General features: G+C 59.2%; 12 protein-coding genes and 1 pseudogene. 8 read left to right on the top strand and 5 right to left on the bottom strand.

Going from position 1 to position 17,374, the window contains the following annotated elements; all coding sequences use genetic code 11:
* Window positions 1–120: 120 nt before the first annotated feature.
* Window positions 121–972, bottom strand: a complete 852-nt coding sequence (locus AB8B20_RS31955) for a hypothetical protein (protein WP_439071079.1) — start codon at window positions 970–972, stop codon at window positions 121–123.
* Between the two features lie 464 nt (window positions 973–1,436).
* On the opposite strand from AB8B20_RS31955, the gene AB8B20_RS31950 reads away from it, so the two are divergent.
* From AB8B20_RS31950 to AB8B20_RS31930, 5 genes are all read left to right on the top strand, one after another.
* The gene (locus tag AB8B20_RS31950; RefSeq protein WP_439071078.1) at window positions 1,437–1,841 is read left to right on the top strand and encodes a hypothetical protein; all 405 of its coding nucleotides are present in this window, start codon (window positions 1,437–1,439) and stop codon (window positions 1,839–1,841) included.
* 32 nt (window positions 1,842–1,873) lie between these two features.
* Window positions 1,874–2,089: a hypothetical protein gene (locus AB8B20_RS31945; protein WP_439071077.1), complete on the top strand. Its 216-nt coding sequence runs from the start codon at window positions 1,874–1,876 to the stop codon at window positions 2,087–2,089.
* A gap of 1,403 nt (window positions 2,090–3,492) precedes the next feature.
* A complete protein-coding gene (locus AB8B20_RS31940; RefSeq protein ID WP_439071076.1) occupies window positions 3,493–4,032 on the top strand; it encodes an FkbM family methyltransferase in 540 nt (179 codons plus the stop codon).
* Window positions 4,033–4,688: 656 nt separating this feature from the next.
* Window positions 4,689–6,491, top strand: a complete 1,803-nt coding sequence (locus tag AB8B20_RS31935; RefSeq protein WP_439071075.1) for an ABC transporter ATP-binding protein — start codon at window positions 4,689–4,691, stop codon at window positions 6,489–6,491.
* Window positions 6,492–6,569: 78 nt separating this feature from the next.
* Entirely contained in the window at window positions 6,570–7,268 is a 699-nt protein-coding gene (locus AB8B20_RS31930) for a fumarylacetoacetate hydrolase family protein (RefSeq protein ID WP_439071074.1), read from the top strand.
* 873 nt (window positions 7,269–8,141) lie between these two features.
* Here AB8B20_RS31930 and AB8B20_RS31925 read toward each other — a convergent pair.
* Window positions 8,142–8,537: a hypothetical protein gene (locus AB8B20_RS31925; protein ID WP_439071073.1), complete on the bottom strand. Its 396-nt coding sequence runs from the start codon at window positions 8,535–8,537 to the stop codon at window positions 8,142–8,144.
* Window positions 8,538–9,915: 1,378 nt separating this feature from the next.
* Here AB8B20_RS31925 and AB8B20_RS31920 point away from each other — a divergent pair.
* Window positions 9,916–10,090 (top strand): annotated as a pseudogene (locus AB8B20_RS31920) (LLM class flavin-dependent oxidoreductase); the annotation flags it as partial.
* Between the two features lie 203 nt (window positions 10,091–10,293).
* Here AB8B20_RS31920 and ahcY read toward each other — a convergent pair.
* The 3 genes from ahcY to AB8B20_RS31905 all read right to left on the bottom strand — a co-directional run bounded on the left by ahcY (window position 10,294) and on the right by AB8B20_RS31905 (window position 14,466).
* Window positions 10,294–11,715 (bottom strand): adenosylhomocysteinase, encoded by a 1,422-nt coding sequence (gene ahcY / locus AB8B20_RS31915; protein WP_439071072.1) that lies wholly within the window; start codon window positions 11,713–11,715, stop codon window positions 10,294–10,296.
* A gap of 142 nt (window positions 11,716–11,857) precedes the next feature.
* Window positions 11,858–13,051, bottom strand: coding sequence for a methionine adenosyltransferase (metK, locus tag AB8B20_RS31910; RefSeq protein WP_089268239.1), 1,194 nt, complete (start codon window positions 13,049–13,051; stop codon window positions 11,858–11,860).
* 59 nt (window positions 13,052–13,110) lie between these two features.
* Complete coding sequence (locus AB8B20_RS31905; RefSeq protein ID WP_068738171.1) at window positions 13,111–14,466, bottom strand: hypothetical protein; 1,356 nt, start codon at window positions 14,464–14,466, stop codon at window positions 13,111–13,113.
* Window positions 14,467–14,642: 176 nt separating this feature from the next.
* Between AB8B20_RS31905 and AB8B20_RS31900 the strand changes: the two genes are divergently transcribed.
* Window positions 14,643–15,953, top strand: a complete 1,311-nt coding sequence (locus AB8B20_RS31900) for a UDP-glucose dehydrogenase family protein (RefSeq protein ID WP_439071071.1) — start codon at window positions 14,643–14,645, stop codon at window positions 15,951–15,953.
* A gap of 1,080 nt (window positions 15,954–17,033) precedes the next feature.
* On the top strand, window positions 17,034–17,351 hold the full coding sequence (locus AB8B20_RS31895) for a hypothetical protein (protein ID WP_439071070.1): 318 nt from the start codon (window positions 17,034–17,036) through the stop codon (window positions 17,349–17,351).
* Window positions 17,352–17,374: the final 23 nt, after the last annotated feature.

Genomic DNA, 17,374 nt, shown 5'->3' with positions numbered 1-17,374 from the left:
GATGCGGCTGTTGCAGCACCTCAACATCTGTCCGGACTTCACTTGCCACTGGATGAAAGCTCCCGGAAAGGCTGATTGATGCTGAACTGCTCAAAACCACATTAAAGAGCGATGCGCGGATCAGTTAACAAACCGCACTGCTAACATGAGCCGATCATTCTGGGTGGGCGGCGTCGCACGGTGAAAGCAGGACGTGTCTTGGACGAAGCCTGTTCCGGCCGGCCCTTCGATCATGATCTCGTTTTCAAGGCCGAATTGTTGCCTCACGGCGGCTTCACTCGCCGTTACCGAGCCCAGCAACATCGATAATGGTTTTTTATTATGCGAGCGCTTCATCATAACGTGCGCGCCAGAACGGCGATCACAATCGGATATGTAAAAACTCGCATATACGAAGTTATAGCCCTCGATGTCATAATGGTAGTCAATGACATGATGCTTCAATTGCCGACGGTTTTCATCGGTTATTCCAGATGCAAAACTCCAACTCAGCAGCGTCAGTATCTTGCGCGGCTCGTGACCTAAATACCCCCTCGCAATAGCGCGGAGCACCGGGTCGTCAACCACTGTTTTTACGGCCGGACACCGCAAGGGATCGCGAATGCCTCCGACCGGAATCACCCTTCCATCGGAGGATTTTCCACGCACCACATCCGAATAATAAAAGGTCGGGCCGTTCGGATCGTAAATGGCATGAAGGGGCTCCGACTCAGCAAACGCTCTGATGTCGGCGACAGTATCGGCCGGAAGATTTAGACCGACAAACACCGCGTCCTCTCCGACGGTCTTAACAATTCGGGCAACGTCGGCGTCCGGAAACAGCGTCGCGGTTCGCTGGCTGGCGGCCTCTCGCGTAAAGCCGGCCGTTAAGCGCCGGACGCTGCTATAGGTCTTGCGGACTGTATTAAATCGTCCCAGAACGTAATGGAGTTCGCCCTGATTGACCTTACGTACAATCGACTTGAGGTCCATATCTGCTCTCCTGGTGATGACTGGAGACGGACATTCAATGTGACTTTGGAGCGCAAAATAAAAACCACGGCCGCGCCGGAAACCACAGGACGTCGCGATTATTCTTGTACACAACGGCTTGGCAATTAAATATAAATAACACGAATAAATTGTGTTAGATAGTTGTTTGACGCGCAACGACCCGCCATGACGGGGCACGTCGGTCGGAAGCACGCCCGCACAAAAGTAACGGCTACATCGCCGGCGCTGAAAATGCCCGAGCAGCTATATGGTACTCTCGACGTCCTGCTTAGGTTGCTCGAATTCACAAGTGAGCTTCAACGGAAACGATCGGCAGCAAGACCCCCTGCCACCCTCCCCGCGGAGCAAGCATCCGATGAGGGCCGCGGTCGCGTGTTTAGCGAACTGCGCAGCACTTTCTGAATTTCCGTGCCGCGACGAACAGGACGTGTACGTCAACCTCGATGAACCGCGCGCCGGAAACAGGCGCTCGAATTCTCGGCAGCTGCACTCGAGCACTGCAACCCAATGCTTTAGAAGCAAAGCTGCTGAATTTGGTATTGCCGGCCCCGCCGGCCGCCAGCGGAGATGGCGGAATCTCTCCTGCCTTCAGGCGAATGAGTATGCCCGCCGCCCAGTTTCGCTTGGCGAAGATCGAGGCCAAGATTCAATGGCGTCGCGAGTATCAGCAGGCTGCTACGGCCGCCGCTGCCTGCTTCAATCCGCCGTATTGTTGCGGCGCGCGTTACAAGCGACCATTGGAGCTCTGTATTGTGCGGAACGCACGCGATGGCACCGTTTATTCGGTGGTAGATTGCTACGGCAGAGGCGGACACATCTCGAAGGGGAAGCCCGTTATCGTCTATTAAAAAGGATCGTGCTCGCCCTAAAGGGATCAGTGATGCGCGACATTGACATCATCACGAAGGCGATGGGAGACGCGCACGCGGTATTGCACGGCTACGTGAACCGGTTACAGCACGGCTACCTTGAGCCGGACCCCCGCAATGCCGAGGCCACGCTGCAGCAAATGTTCGATATCCTCGACCGCGACGACGTCGTCGCGGCCCGGGAGCGAATATCAAATGGCTATGGCCATCTGAGCGTTGTCAAATGACGCTCGCTGCACGAACCCGCTGCAAGTGCCCGATGTCTCGGCGTGACACCTTCGGCATACGGATGGCTTACTGCGCGACACATTTACGTTGCCCGTACAGGAGCGTGAGCGCGGGCTCAATCGCCCTGCAGTCGATGTCTGGATCGAATTCACGGGCGCGACCTTGAACGTTGGCTCATCGCGCCGCTGCTGCCCAATAATCCGCGCAGCGTTGCGGCGTCGACGATCGCCGGATCGTCAATGCGATCTTCTCGATCATCCGCGCTCATCAGGACGCCACCGGCGGTATAATGAGGCAGCCGTTTCAACGAATACAGGCGCCGCCTCCGCAGCACCGGCCAGCAAGTCGGCCGAACAGGCGGAGCGCAACGCCGGTGCGCGCAGCAGGTCAACCTCAACGTTCCAAACTAACATCCGAGAGGGTTGGCGCAACGGTGAAGCGGTCAATGCAAAGCTCTTAAATACGCGGGCTCGCCGAAAGCTCATGATGCCACCTTCTCGCTCTGACAGCGAAACGCAGATGAAATCGTTCGGCGCTGCTTGTCGCCCCGTTGCGCACGGCGGAACGCGACCGGACCTTTCCCCGGCGAACCGATTATCTTTCGCGCCCCATTCGACGTTGCGGAAGCAAATTGCCGATGCGGTCCTTAAGTTCGCGGTCATGATCAAGGAAGAAGCATGACAACTACACATGCTCGCGCGCTTCGAAACGTGGAATACGTCTACGATCAGGTTCGCCTATCCTCACTTATTCGAGCGAGCGAGGCTGTTTCACCCATATGGCTGACTTCGGCCAAACGATCACGCGTTGCTGACGAAACATTCCAAACCTGTGTACCGCACCTTACAGAACCACGCGTTCGTCATAACGCAAGGCGCAGTTGATTTGAAAACAGAGACGTACTTGCATTTCAGAATGAATGGGACAGGATCGCGAGGCTGGTGAGATGGCCTAGCATAAGCCCTATTGGCGGAGAGCTGCGGGTCACATTCATTCTGTCGGATGGCCCCATGGATGCAACTGCCTCGATCAGACTCTCGGGGGTTAGTACCTCCACAGTCGGTCGATTTTGAAGTCGGTCGATTTTGGCCGGCGAGTATCAGGTCGGCAACGCAAGCCTCCTGATGTTGTCCGCCCGGCTATCTATCCTGGGCAGCGGAGGGATAATTTCAATGACCTTCAAATATGCATGCCATAAATTGATCGACCAAACCGTACGGTCAATCTTGTTCAATAGCGATCGTGTTCCTACCTACTACGGCGGTCAGGTCATTTGGCCGACGCGTACCGCTTGGCCGTCGATTTACTGGCCCTATGAGCAGTACATGGCACGCACGATGCGACATTGTTGGCGAAAGAATCCGTCTTCTGGGATATCGGCGCCAACGTCGGCTAGTTCAGTTTGTTCGCCTCATCGCTCGTCGGCCCGAGCGGCATCGTCGAATCCTTTGAGCCGTCGCCCGACGTGTTCCAGGCACTTTGCGCAAATCTCGAAAACCGAGCGAATGCCAGAGCTCACAATGTCGGCGTCGGAGATACGGATGAAGTTCGAGAATTTTCTGCACAGGGCATGAGCCCCGCATCGTCGTTCGTCGAAGAAGTCACACAGATCAATTCACGCTATTTTCCGGACGATCAGATCAAGCGCACTTCCGTTGCAATCACTCGACTCGATACATTCATGTCCGCGTCGGGAAAACGCCCTCCCGAACTTTTGAAGCTCGACGTTGAAGGTTACGAGCAGCGCGCGCTCATGGGAGCTGAGCGATTGCTGGATACACACAAACCCGCGATTCTTATGGAGATACATCCACCGCAACTTGAACTTTCCGGAGGAAGCGAAGAAGGCATATTCGACCTGCTGCGTGGGCACGGATACCGATGGACTACGCTCCACAGAAACGAAAACTCTCTCTATACGATCTTGGCCAATGCGCGTTAGCGGTGCTGCGTCGACCGGCATCGGGGTCTTTATTTCCAACGATGCGGCGCGTCCGGCCGTCCTTCTGCAGGGGCGCCGTAGTGACAATGGTTCTGTCTCCTAATCGAAGTTCACCAGCACGCGAACGCCGCTATCCAGGATGAAATTCGCGCAAAATAGCTGCGTTATCCGTATCGTTCGATATCACCGGCCGCCCCATCGGGAATGGGCAGCTTCCGGACAAAGTCTCCTCGACCTTGATCTTCACCCGTCCGACAACGCCAGGCTTCCGTTCAAGCCGGCTTGGCGGGGGAGCGTTTCTTCGTCCTGTAGTTGCATACTCTTCGAGATCAGTCCCGACCGCCTCACGGACCGGCGCGTAAGCCTGACCCGGCACTCCATCCAGGTCATCGGAGTTGAGCGCAAGCTCGCCCGCCGGCGATAGCTCTTCGTTTGGGAAGAGCGCATTCTGCTGCGGGGTTGTTCTTCCAGCAGATCATACGGCAAAATCGGCCCGAATCCTGCGGCCGGAACCGCCGGCCGACGGGTTAACAAAGTCTCGCCAAGCCCGATTTTGGCTTGAAATACCGCGATTTAACGGGCAATCAGGCGGCTGTTTCGCAAGCTGACCCTGACGCCTCGGCAAATCCCTGCCCGGCGCCGTCGCTGGACCGCGGATGGCCAAGATTACTCGCAAAGTCACTGACGATCCATACGGCGCCTGGGCGCTGATCCGCCGTCTCGTCGCCGAACAGGCGATGACCTATTGGCGGCGCTACCTCGTGGCGTTCCTGCTGATGGCGGTCTCCGCCGCAACCACTGCCGGCGCCGCCTACATGCTCGGCGAGGTCATCAACCAGGCCTATGTGGACAAGAGTATCGAGCGGATCGCACTGTTCTCCGGCTTCGTGGTGGTGATCTTCCTGATCAAGGGCGCCTCGACCTACGGCCACACCGTGATCCTGTCGAAGATCTCCAACGCCATCGTTGCCAACAATCAGCGCCGGCTTTTCGCCAAACTGATGAACGAGAGCATCGGCTTCTTCTCCGAGCGGCATTCATCGGAATTCCTGCAGCGGCTCACCGCAGGCGCCAATTCGGTGACGCAGGTGCTCAGCCTGCTGATCAACGCCGTCGGCCGCGATCTCTTGTCACTGATCGCGCTGGTCGGCGTGATGGTGATGCAGGACCCGTATATGGCGCTGTTCGGCTTCCTGGTCGCGCCGCCTGCCATGCTGGTGCTGCGCAAGCTGGTCCGCCGCATCAAGGGTCTCGCCCGCAATCAGTTCACCGGCACTACCGAGATTCTGGAAGTGATGCAGGAATCGCTGCAGGGCATCCGCACGGTGAAGGCCTTCACGCTCGAACAGACCATGCAGCAACGCATGGAAGCGAGCATCACGGCTGTCGAGCAGAACGCCAACAAGATGGCGCGTGTTTCCAGCCGCTCCAGCCCACTGATGGAAACCCTCGGCGGCTTCGCCATCGCGGCGTCGCTGATGTATGGCGGCTATCGCGTGGTGGCGATGGGCGCGACACCCGGGCAATTCTTTTCCTTCGTCACCGCCTTCCTGCTGGCCTATGAGCCGGCGAAGCGGCTGGCGCGGCTGAACATCGATCTCAACAGTCAGATCATCGGCGCGCATACACTGCTGGAGATCGTGGACAGTCCGGCCTCCGAGCCGAATGACGACCACAAACCGGCGCTCAAACTGACCGATGCGCGCGTCGAGCTGCATGACGTGACGTTCCGCTATCGCCCCAACGAGGTCGTGCTCAACCGCATGAGCTTCGTCGCCGAGCCCGGCAAGGTTACCGCGCTGGTCGGTCCGTCCGGCGGCGGCAAGTCCACGGTGCTGGCACTGCTGCTGCGGCTCTACGAGGTCAGCGAAGGCGACATCACCATCGACGGCCAGTCGATCGGCCAGGTGTCACGGCGCTCGCTGCGCGGCCAGACCGCCTATGTCGGCCAGGATGTCTATCTGTTCCGCGGCACGATCCGCGAAAACATCGCCTTCGGCAAACCGGGCGCCACGGAAGACGAGATCGTCGCGGCAGCCAAGGCCGCCTGCGCCCATGATTTCATCATGGGCTTCCCGCTCGGATACGAGACGCCGGTCGGCGAGCATGGCGCACAACTCTCCGGCGGCCAGCGCCAACGCATCGCCATCGCGCGCGCGCTGGTGAAGAACGCGCCGGTCATCCTGCTGGACGAAGCTACCGCAGCGCTGGATTCCGAATCCGAAAAATCGGTGCAGGAAGCCATCGAGCATCTCTGCCAGAATCGCACCACGATCGTCATCGCCCACCGCCTGCACACGATCATGCATGCCGACGCCATCTTGGTGGTCGAGGGCGGCGAGATCGTCGAGCGCGGCCGCCACGACGATCTGCTGCGCCGTGGTGGACGCTACGCGTCGTTCTTCCGGCTGCAACATCGTGATGCCTCGCCGCTGGCACCGCTCGACGTGTCAGCGTAAGACTTGCTCCTGTTTTCTGCCGCGCAAGCGCGGCATCCGTTTTGATCCCAGCCTTCACAACCAGCCCGAGAGCCGTCCATGACCGCATCGTTCGTTATCGCCCCTCCGCCGCAGGCCGCTATCGCCGTTCACGGCGAGACTACAACATTCCCGGTGCGCCGTGTCTGGTGCGTGGGCCGCAACTATCTCGAGCACATCCGCGAACTCGGCAATGACGAGCGCAACCCTCCCTTCTTCTTCGCCAAACACGCCGACATGATCGTGCCGGATGGCAGCGAGATCCCCTACCCGACCCTGACCAAGGACATGCAGCACGAGGTCGAACTCGTTGTCGCGCTGAAGAGCGGCGGCCTCGACATCTCACCGGAAAAGGCACTCGATCACGTCTGGGGCTATGGCGTCAGCGTCGATCTCACCCGCCGCGACCTCCAGACCATCTCGCGCAAGAAAGAGCAGCCCTGGGAAATCGGAAAGTCGTTCGACATGTCAGCGCCCACCGGCGCGCTAGTGCCCGCTTCGAAGGTCGGCCATCCCTCCAAGGGTAAGATCTGGCTCTCGGTGAACGGTACCGAACGCCAGAAGGGCGACCTATCCGAGATGATCTGGAACATCGCCGAGATCATTTCCAAGCTCTCGCTGCAGGTCGAACTCGGCGCCGGCGACGTGATCCTGACCGGTACCCCGGCCGGCGTTGCAGCGCTTCAGCCAGGCGACAAGGTCGAATGCGGCGTCGATGGCATCGGCACCTTGAAGTTCGAAATCACCAAACCCAAGTAAGTCAGGCACGCCTTTGCAGTAAAAGGCCGCGCGTCATGCGCGGCCTTTTTCGTTTCAGCCCTCCTGGAGGAGAGCCCACGATGCAGTTCGAACCCGGCCTCGATACAGCACGTGGAGCTACGGATCATCTCGACGTAAGACCCAACGACGCCACAATCATAAGTTCGACTTCCTGGACTTGCATTCGATGCGCGCGCGATTGTTCCGCGCCGCTTCCCTTTCCGCGCGCCGAGGACGAGCCGCCTTTCGGCCTCTTCTGCCGGCTTCCGGAGTTCCTCCACAATCAATGTCTACGCTGTCGCCCGGCCGTTCGTCGCCTCGATGATATTCAATAGTTTGGTGTCATCGATCTTGATTCGCTCGCTTCCAATCGTACTCCTCAATCACTCAGCTATTCACTCAAAGGCCGCCACGTTCGCGGCCATACGAAAATGATGAATGCAATTTTTGCACGGCACAAGTCTCTCAACCCGATCGCTTTAATTTTTCTGCACCGCGATCAGAAAGTCGCGACCAGGCAGCGGACGCGATTGTTAACTGCCGTAGCGGCAGCCAAAAGCTCAGCCATCGCCTTGAACACGCCGTCGATTTCGATCCCATCGTGATCGGTCTCACAAAGCCGATGATCGCCGAAGATGCGTAAAGCACCGGCTCGGAACGCACTCGCTTAACATGTCGACGCCGGAAGCCGCGGCGAAGCAAAAAGGATTCACGGCAAACGTGCGTTCACAACAAAAAATGAAATGTACGCTTTAAGGATTCGGCTGATCTTCACAGACTCGAGTGATCGCCATAAGGATTCGCCACGCGCCAAGTAAAACTGCGATTGCAATTCCGATAACGCGAGGCTTTATCGACCGACAAGGTTCGGATTCAACCGTGTTGTAGGCAACACGTAGATGAGTGGATGTCTTCCGACGCTGACGGCGGCGCCGTTTCGAGATGCGGTCCATAGCGTTCGAGCACTTCCCATGTCCCATCCGGATGCTCGAAGAACTCGTCCCGATCAGGGTATTCGCATCGCCAAAAATTTCGCGAATGAATAATTGCGTAGTTGAAATCCTCTCGCCGCCCGAACGCGGTGATCAGACCGGGGCCGTCGGCGAACACGAGCTCGATACGCGTCATGCCACCTTCGCGAAAGACGTCCCACGTCGCTCCGATGCTCTCATAGTATGCAGACAGCCTTTCGATCTCGACATTCGGGCCGGTAGGCTCTGCGCTGGCAAGATCATTCATGAAAGGAAACTGTGCTTGCGTCGTGAACACGTCGTCTACCGCATTGTCGAACGGCGTGGAATGCTGTGATCTCTCTCGTATACTCATGGCAAGTGCTCCTGGCATTGTCCGCCGATGGGCGATGACTGGAACAATGCTGAGAGAAATTCTTGCGCTGGGCAACATCACAGTGCGACAAGGTAAACGATCGGCCTGGGAGGCCCACTATCAACCTCCGCACCGCGAGCGATGTGCTGCTGCTTGTCCAACGCTGCAACGATGTGGGCTGAGGCATTGCGACTGGATTTCGGAGGAAATGCTGGTCGGTGATATGTCGATGCGGGCGTAGAACCGCATTGCGTCCGCCGCTCTTCGACAAGGACGGACGACGGACTGTGCGACTGATGGGGCGGCGATCACGGTTCGACGTCCGTTGCCCCACTTGCGGCCGCTCGGCGCCTTCCGGCTTCGGCACGCGTTCCCCTGTCAGAGACAGCCGGTCCCGAGGATGAGGCAACGCTCCAGCGATACCCGAAGAGTTTTTTAGAGCTTTGACGAGCAGGATGCCAGCACGCCGTCCCCGCGGTATGCCTTACGTTACCTGCACTTCGGCTCGTCGATGCTTTTTCGCGACGGGCATCCTCTATCGCTTTTCGGACCATCGCGCGCGACACACCGAGATCGAATGCAGTCTCCCCATATGTGTGGCCGTCTTTGACTCCCATCCGGAGTGCCTGGATTCCAAGCTGAATGCGCTTCACCGGTCTTTTTGCCATACGACGCAGCACCGTCGTGCTGCGGCCTAGTCCGACAAGGCCGAACGTTACGCTCGCGGCGCGCTTCCGGAAATCCGAACAACCCGAAAGCGGGCACGCAAATCAAGTTCGGTGACCGCTAGCCACGGACATCGGGGCACTCAAAGAACCTCGCATCAGCGAGGAAAGCTTCCGTCGTGGGTAACCACGGCAGTCGCTCGATTGCTCCGATGTCTTGATGCTGCATTCGCTCGATCGGCCTGTCAACCAATCCCGTCGGGCTTGTGTAAGACGGAGCGCTCGTAGTTAATAATCATGCCGAAGGATCGGTAGAACGTCGAAGCATTCGAAGCCGAAGGCATCGCATCGGATAATGAACGTCTTCTCTATTCATCTTTGACTTCGACGGGAGCGCGACGAAAACATCGGCAAAGCGAACGACGTTCGCCGATTTCCGTCGCCTCTATATCGGCAGACAGGCTTTAACGAAGGTGACCAGTTTTTTGAGGTTGCAGACGGAAGAAAGGCCCCGATTGCCCAGGGCCTTTTCCGCCTGTACGGCGGTTGATTAACGAAGATAGCTTTATCAGCGATTGCAATCGGCATCGTGAATTTCATTATGACACCGAGCCGCGCTTCGGCGGTCGCCACGATGATGATGGTTCAGCAATCCCGTCGGATCACTGGAGACCGTCGCGAAGACGATCGCAAAAGACGGCAAAGGCGCTCTGCATCTCGCGCTTCGACATCACATACAGTACTGGATCATTGCCGCACGAAAAGCTGATGACCTGCATCGAGCTCTATGGGCGAAAGGTCATTCCGATGGTGCGGCAGATGCTGGGTTAGCGGCGAATGCCTGCATCTCCACGTCCTTGCGAGGAGCCATTGCGACAAAGCAATCCAGTCTTCGCTGGAGCCTTCCGGATTGTTTCGCTGGCCCGCAATGACTGCCGATGGGTCAGCGGCTGCACCGCAAGCGAAAAACATCCGAACAACAAAAAGCCCCGGATCGCTCCGGGGCTTTTCTCATTCAAACCATCAAACTGAACTCAGTAGCGATAGTGGTCGGCCTTGAACGGGCCTTCGGTTTTCACACCGATGTAAGCGGCCTGCTCCTTGCTGAGCGTGCTCAGCTTGACGCCGATCTTGGCCAGATGCAGGCGCGCGACCTTCTCGTCGAGCGACTTCGGCAGCACGTAGACTTCCTTCTTGTACTTGCCATCCTTATTGTTGGCGTAGAGTTCGATCTGCGCCAGCGTCTGGTTGGTGAAGGAGGCCGACATGACGAAGGAAGGGTGACCCGTCGCATTACCGAGGTTCACGAGGCGGCCTTCCGACAGCAGGATCATGCGCTTACCGTCCGGGAAGGTGATCTCGTCGACCTGCGGCTTGATGTTGTCCCACTTGAGGTTCTTCAACGTTGCGATCTGGATCTCATTGTCGAAGTGACCGATGTTGCAGACGATGGCCCGATCCTTCATCGCGCGCATGTGCTCGATGGTGATGATGTCCTTGTTGCCGGTGGCGGTGACGAAGATGTCAGCACGCGGTGCCGCGTCTTCCATGGTCACGACTTCATAGCCTTCCATCGCCGCCTGCAATGCGCAGATCGGATCGATTTCCGAGACCAGCACGCGGCAGCCGGCCTGGCGCAACGACGCGGCCGAGCCCTTGCCGACGTCACCGAAGCCGGCGACCATGGCAACCTTGCCCGACATCATGACGTCGGTGCCGCGGCGGATGCCATCGACCAGCGATTCACGGCAACCGTAAAGGTTGTCGAACTTCGACTTGGTGACGGAGTCGTTGACGTTGATCGCGGGCCACAGCAGCGTACCGGCCTTCTGCATGTCGTACAGACGATGCACGCCCGTGGTGGTCTCTTCCGAGACGCCCTTGATGCTCTCGGCAATCGCCTTGAAGTAGCCCTTCGGCTTCTCCTTGAGCTGCTTTTTGAGCAGCGCGAAGAACACTTCCTCTTCTTCCGAACCGGGCTTGTCGAGGAACGCCGTATCGCCGTTCTCAGCCTTCAAGCCGAGATGGACGTACATGGTGGCATCGCCGCCGTCGTCGAGGATCATGTTGGGATGACCGCCGCCATGCCAGTCGAACAATTTCGCGGTGTAGTCCCAATATTCAGTGAGACTCTCACCCTTGATCGCGAACACCGGAATGCCGGCGGCTGCGATCGCGGCAGCGGCGTGATCCTGCGTCGAATAGATGTTGCACGACACCCAGCGGATGTCAGCGCCGAGCGCCTTCAGCGTCTCGATCAACACACCGGTCTGAATGGTCATGTGCAGCGAGCCGGCGATGCGGGCGCCCTTCAGCACCTGCTTCGGGCCGTATTCCTCGCGGGTAGCCATCAGGCCCGGCATTTCGGTCTCGGCGATCGAGAGCTCCTTGCGGCCGAAGGCGGCGAGGTTGATGTCCTTGACGATGTAGTCGGTGAAACCGTTGGGGGCGGTCATATGGGAATCCTTGTTCTGGGGAGTCGTTCCGGACGCTCGCGCCTTCGCGAGCGAATACGGAATTTCGATGTGATAGTCACTTCCGGGTTCCAGGTTCGTATGCGCAAAGATGCGCACACGTCCCGGAACGACGAATTTGTGGTTAGACGTTGCGCTTCAGCGCATCGACGAGGTCGGTCTTCTCCCAGGAGAAGCCGCCGTCGGCATCCGGCGTGCGACCGAAATGACCGTAGGCGGATGTGCGGGCGTAGATCGGTTTGTTGAGGTCGAGATGCTTGCGGATGCCGCGCGGCGTCAGATCCATCGCGGCGGCAACGGCCTTCTCGATGGCGTCATCAGCGACCTTGCCGGTGCCATGGGTGTCGACATAAATCGAGAGCGGGCGCGCCACGCCGATGGCGTAAGCGAGCTGCAACGTCGCCTTGTCGGCGAGGCCGGCGGCAACGATGTTCTTGGCGACGTAACGCGCAGCGTAAGCGGCCGAACGGTCCACCTTGGTGGAGTCCTTGCCCGAGAATGCACCGCCGCCATGCGGGGCTGCGCCGCCGTAGGTGTCGACGATGATCTTGCGGCCGGTGAGACCTGCGTCGCCATCGGGACCGCCGATGAAGAACTTGCCGGTCGGGTTGATGTGCCAGATCGTCTTGTCGCTGATCCAGCCATCCGGGAGCGCCTTGCGGACGTAGGGCTCGACGCGTTCGCGCACCTGGTTCGAAGTCATGTCCTCGACGAGATGCTGATGCGAGACGACGATTTCGCGCACGCCGACCGGCTTACCGTTTTCATACTGCACGGTGACCTGGCTCTTGGAGTCCGGGCCAAGCACCTTCTCGGTACCGGCGTGACGGGCTTCCGAGATCAGGCGCAGGATCTTATGGGCGTAGAAGATCGGTGCCGGCATCAGCTCCGGCGTTTCGTTGGTGGCGTAACCGAACATGATGCCCTGGTCGCCAGCGCCTTCTTCAGCATTGGTCGGCTGCTTGGCATCGACGCCCTGCGCGATGTCGGCCGACTGCGGGTGCAGCAGAATCTCGACGTCGGCGGTCTTCCAGTGGAAACCGTCCTGCTCGTAGCCGATGTCCTTGATAGCGGCGCGAACGACGGCTTCGATATGGTCGTTGGTGACGGTGGACGGACCCCGGGTCTCGCCGGCGATCACGACCTTGTTGGTGGTGGCGAGGGTTTCGCAGGCGGCGCGAATGTCCCAGGGATCGATGCCCGCCTTCGGGCCTTCGCGGAAGAACAGGTCGACGATCTCGTCGGAGATACGGTCGCAGACCTTGTCGGGATGGCCTTCGGAAACCGATTCACTGGTGAAGAGATAAGACGCGCGCATCAACTGGTCCTCTTTATTTGCGCCGGGTACGGCAGCTTCGTCAGATTGTTCCGGAAATGTCAGTCGCGACGCCGCGAGATGACGTAGGATTCGTCGTAGAACCAGAGACCGTTGTGCTTGCGCAGAACCTCTCGGGTGGCATCCAGGTAACGGCCGCTCTGGGTCACTTCCGTCAAACGGTCATCCTCGATTTGAGCCACGTAAACCGCCGCGTTCCACGCTGCAAAAGCCGTCGAAGTTCCGATCGATCCGGTCACCTCGTTCGGCAGCGCCTCCATGGCGTAGCGAAAGATCGACCGCTGGTCGGAATAGGCATTGAAGTTCAGATCGCGGCCGGCTGAGCCCAGCTCGTATTTCACCGCCCGCAATAGCTCATGCCGGCTGACGGCGAAAGGATTTTCTTTGGGCCAGACGGCTTGGACGATCTCCATACCGGGGTCCTGCCCATGCGAATGGATACCGATCAGTCGCCCACCGGCCCGCAGTGCCCTGGCCAGCGGCGCCATGATCCGTTTGGCCCGAAATTGCACCGAAGACTTCGCCCGATAGGGCTGGGAGGCGATAATCAGGTCGAAATTGGCCTCCGTGCGCCCTGCCCGCGGGATAATCGAATCCAGCAGGAACCGGTGATCTTCGCGATAAACTACCAGCGCCACAGGCCGTTCATAGGTCGGCATGCCCGATCTGGGGTTGATGCTGGCTCGCCAGTTGTCCTCAAGAAAAGCTCCAAGTCCGGCGATCTGGTCGGCGAATTCGCCGGACGAAGCGCCCCGCAGCGGAACCTCGTGCCAGATCATGGCGGCGGCAGCGGCCGGCGATGCCGGGGTGAGCGTGGGCGCCTCGGCATAATGCATATTGGTCAGGACGAAGACCGTGGCGGGATGTTCGAACAGCCGATCCGGCACCTTGTCCAGCGTCAGCCGGACGTCTTCAAGGCTGAGCTCCTTGCCGGCGATATAGAACGGCATATGCGGAAAACGGCCGTGCATCGAGCGCATCACCCGCGCCAGCACCGTGCCGTCACCGACGCCCGCATCGAACACCCGCAGCGCTGGCGGGCGCGGATGGATGCTTGCCAGTTCGAGCCCGACGCGGTCGGCGATCACCCGCTTTTCCGAGCAGGTATGGACAAACAGCAGGTATTTCTGCCGGTTCTCGAAGAAGCGGAAATTGCTGCGCGGATCGCGACGTTCGATCGGCGGTTCCAGCCCGCGCGGCGGCGGCACGCCCTCCGGCATCGACTGGGCGATGAAGGCCTGGATCCGCTCCAGCGTGTCGATGGTGATGCGTTTTCCCTCGCGCAGGCGGTTGACCAGCTTGCCGTCGTTGACGGCACGGCGACCGAAGGTCGACTCCGCCATCTCCGCCTGTCGGCAGAAATCGGAAATGATTCCGAGGATCTGATCGTTCTTCATGTGTGGGGATGCGACCAAAAGTGGGCAGAATTATTGTCGGCCCACTCTCTAGCATAATCTGCCCACAGATGGAATGCCCGTTCGCTCCACCTGCCGCGTCGTGTGAAAGTCGCGCACTTCTGCTAGGATGTGGCAACTTCATCTCGCCTTCCGACTACTCAAAACGGGCTTTCTCCATGCGCATTGCGATGATCGGCACCGGTTACGTCGGCCTTGTGTCCGGCGCCTGCTTCGCCGATTTCGGCCATAACGTGATCTGCGTGGACAAGGACAGCAGCAAGATCGACGCCCTGCTCCGTGGCGAGATTCCGATCTTCGAGCCAGGCCTCGACGCACTGGTGGCCAGCAATGTGAAAAGCGGCCGGCTCGGCTTCAGTCTCGACCTCAGTGAGGCCGTGAAGGCCGCCGACGCGGTGTTCATTGCGGTCGGCACCCCGTCCCGCCGCGGGGACGGCCACGCCGATCTCAGCTACGTCCATGCCGCCGCGCGCGAGATCGCCGCCAACCTGCGCGATTTCACCGTGGTGATCACCAAGTCGACGGTGCCTGTCGGCACCGGCGACGATGTGGAACGCATCATCAGGGAAGCCAATCCGGACGCCGACGTGGCCGTGGCATCCAATCCGGAGTTCCTGCGCGAGGGCGCGGCGATCCGCGACTTCAAGCATCCCGACCGCATTGTCGTCGGCACCGACGACGAGCGCGCACGCACGGTGATCTCCGAGATCTATCGCCCGCTTTATCTCAATCAGGCGCCGATCATGTATACGGGCCGGCGTACCGCCGAGCTGATCAAATACGCCGCCAACGCGTTTCTTGCGACCAAGATCACCTTCATCAACGAAATCGCCGATCTGGCCGAGCGGACCGGCGCGGATGTCCAGGACGTCGCGCGCGGCATCGGGCTCGATAACCGCATCGGCGCGAAGTTCCTGCATGCCGGTCCCGGCTTCGGCGGTTCATGTTTTCCGAAGGATACCCGTGCACTGGTCAAGACCGGTCAGGACTACGACGCCCCACTCCGGATCGTCGAGGCAGTCCTCACCGTCAACGATAACCGCAAGCGGGCCATGGCCCGCAAGGTGTCCGCCGCACTCGGCGGCAATCTGCGCAGCAAGACCGTCGGCGTGCTCGGACTGACATTCAAGCCCAACACCGACGATATGCGCGAGGCGCCGTCGATCCCGCTGATCACTGCGTTGCAGGATCTCGGCGCGACCGTGCAGGCCTACGATCCCGTCGGCATGGAACAGGCCAGGCACGAACTGCCCGATATCATCTATTGCGAAGACGCCTATGCCTGCGCGACCGGCGCCGACGCGCTGGTGATCGTGACCGAATGGGAGCAGTTCCGCGCACTCGACCTTGCACAACTGAAGGCGAAGATGAAGCAGCCGGTCATCGTCGACCTGCGCAACATCTATCGGCCCGAGGAGATGGAGAAAGCCGGCTTCGCCTATGAGAGCATCGGGCGCGGAAAGAGGTAGCACGACGTCACCGTATTGCCGCCGAACACGCTCTTAACGGCTCGGGACAGTCCGATAGGTAAGGTCCGGTCATCACCAGATTCTGGACTTGATGTTCGCGGGCGAGTGGAGCGACCGGCGAACGACCGTCCCTTCCGGAACATCATCGTGTCGAGCCGGCGCAACGCATCGTCATCTGGCGGAAGACGAGCAGAGCTCGAAGCAGCTGCGCTGTTTTGATTCAAACGTCGAGACGGACGATTCAAAATCCATTATTTGCGTTGCAGACCCCGACGCAGGCGATTCTAAACCGAGGAATATCGATTCAAAGTCCCGGATGAGCGTTACATTTTCAAACGGTGTGCGTTCCGGCCTCATTTACAGAGATCGGACGATCGCAAGGCGCGCATCGCGTCTCCGACCCATTGCGTGACTATGCTTCAACATCGTCTCGCGTTCCCGGCAATCTGAATCATGTTGCACGAACGTCGAACCAAGTTGTCGCTCACACGAAAGCAGTTGCGCATTTCTGATTCAAACATCGAATTTTTCGATTCATAGCCCGATATCTTCGTTGCAATCTTCAAGATCGGCGTTGCGGAGTTCGAATTATTCGATTCAGAGAGGACGTGACGGCAACGCCGGCGAAGACTGTTTTGACCGGCATGCGTTTTCGAGACGATGAACGGACGAGGCGGGATACCGATTTCCAATGCCGCACTCCCTCGTGACAACATGTCTCCCGGCAGCGAGCGCGCGTCCGTGATTCAGTTGTCCGTGCTTCAGTCTCAGCCGACCCGTCAAACGGGCGAGCGTCCGCACCGTCATCCGGATCCATCTCGTGCGATGCAACGGTGAGCGCAGCTGCGATCGGCCCCGTTCACTGTGTCGTCGCCCCGAGCACTTTTGAAATTCTGTCCACGCCATCGCGCCGCCGCAATCGTGTTTCGCACAGATCGAGCATCATCGACCGTTTCCGTTAGGAGCGGACGAATTATGACCGGCGGGAGTTGTATCTTGCGAAGCCCAATCCCTGACTGGGACGGCCGACACATATGCGTCGTGTTGGGCGGCGTAACCGGCATCACGGGAGGACGGGGGATGCGCAAATCGAAAGCTAAGCGCCTCAGCGAACAGGCAGATTATCAACGCGCCTATCGCATGCAGCAGAAAGCGCTACGCAAACCGTCTCGTGACGACGTCGCGCGCGTGGCGCTGCACTTGATGATCGGTGAAGCGCTGAAGCACAATCACGATGGGGAGCTCGACGAATGGTGCGCGGCCCTTGTCATCCGGTTGGCCGATCAGGGCTTCAACCGGCATGCCGCGCACCGGCGAGTGGACGAGCTTATCGCGCGCTACGCCGACGGCTGGGCTTTTCAACGCAAGCCCCATCTGACCTGCCCCGAGGCGGATTAATGCGCTCGCAGGGTCATCGGTTC

It is taken from the genome of Tardiphaga sp. 866_E4_N1_4, assembly GCF_052076075.1.
Lineage (GTDB): Bacteria > Pseudomonadota > Alphaproteobacteria > Rhizobiales > Xanthobacteraceae > Tardiphaga > Tardiphaga robiniae.
This window is presented reverse-complemented; position numbering and strand designations above follow the sequence as displayed.

Excerpts from the sequence above, each read along its gene's own strand:
- AB8B20_RS31955 (WP_439071079.1), bottom strand. The coding sequence starts at position 972 with ATGGACCTCAAGTCGATTGTACGTAAGGTCAATCAGGGCGAACTCCAT.
- AB8B20_RS31950 (WP_439071078.1), top strand. The coding sequence starts at position 1,437 with ATGAACCGCGCGCCGGAAACAGGCGCTCGAATTCTCGGCAGCTGCACT.
- AB8B20_RS31945 (WP_439071077.1), top strand. The coding sequence starts at position 1,874 with ATGCGCGACATTGACATCATCACGAAGGCGATGGGAGACGCGCACGCG.
- AB8B20_RS31935 (WP_439071075.1), top strand. The coding sequence starts at position 4,689 with ATGGCCAAGATTACTCGCAAAGTCACTGACGATCCATACGGCGCCTGG.
- AB8B20_RS31930 (WP_439071074.1), top strand. The coding sequence starts at position 6,570 with ATGACCGCATCGTTCGTTATCGCCCCTCCGCCGCAGGCCGCTATCGCC.
- ahcY (WP_439071072.1), bottom strand. The coding sequence starts at position 11,715 with ATGACCGCCCCCAACGGTTTCACCGACTACATCGTCAAGGACATCAAC.
- metK (WP_089268239.1), bottom strand. The coding sequence starts at position 13,051 with ATGCGCGCGTCTTATCTCTTCACCAGTGAATCGGTTTCCGAAGGCCAT.
- AB8B20_RS31905 (WP_068738171.1), bottom strand. The coding sequence starts at position 14,466 with ATGAAGAACGATCAGATCCTCGGAATCATTTCCGATTTCTGCCGACAG.
- AB8B20_RS31900 (WP_439071071.1), top strand. The coding sequence starts at position 14,643 with ATGCGCATTGCGATGATCGGCACCGGTTACGTCGGCCTTGTGTCCGGC.
- AB8B20_RS31895 (WP_439071070.1), top strand. The coding sequence starts at position 17,034 with ATGCGCAAATCGAAAGCTAAGCGCCTCAGCGAACAGGCAGATTATCAA.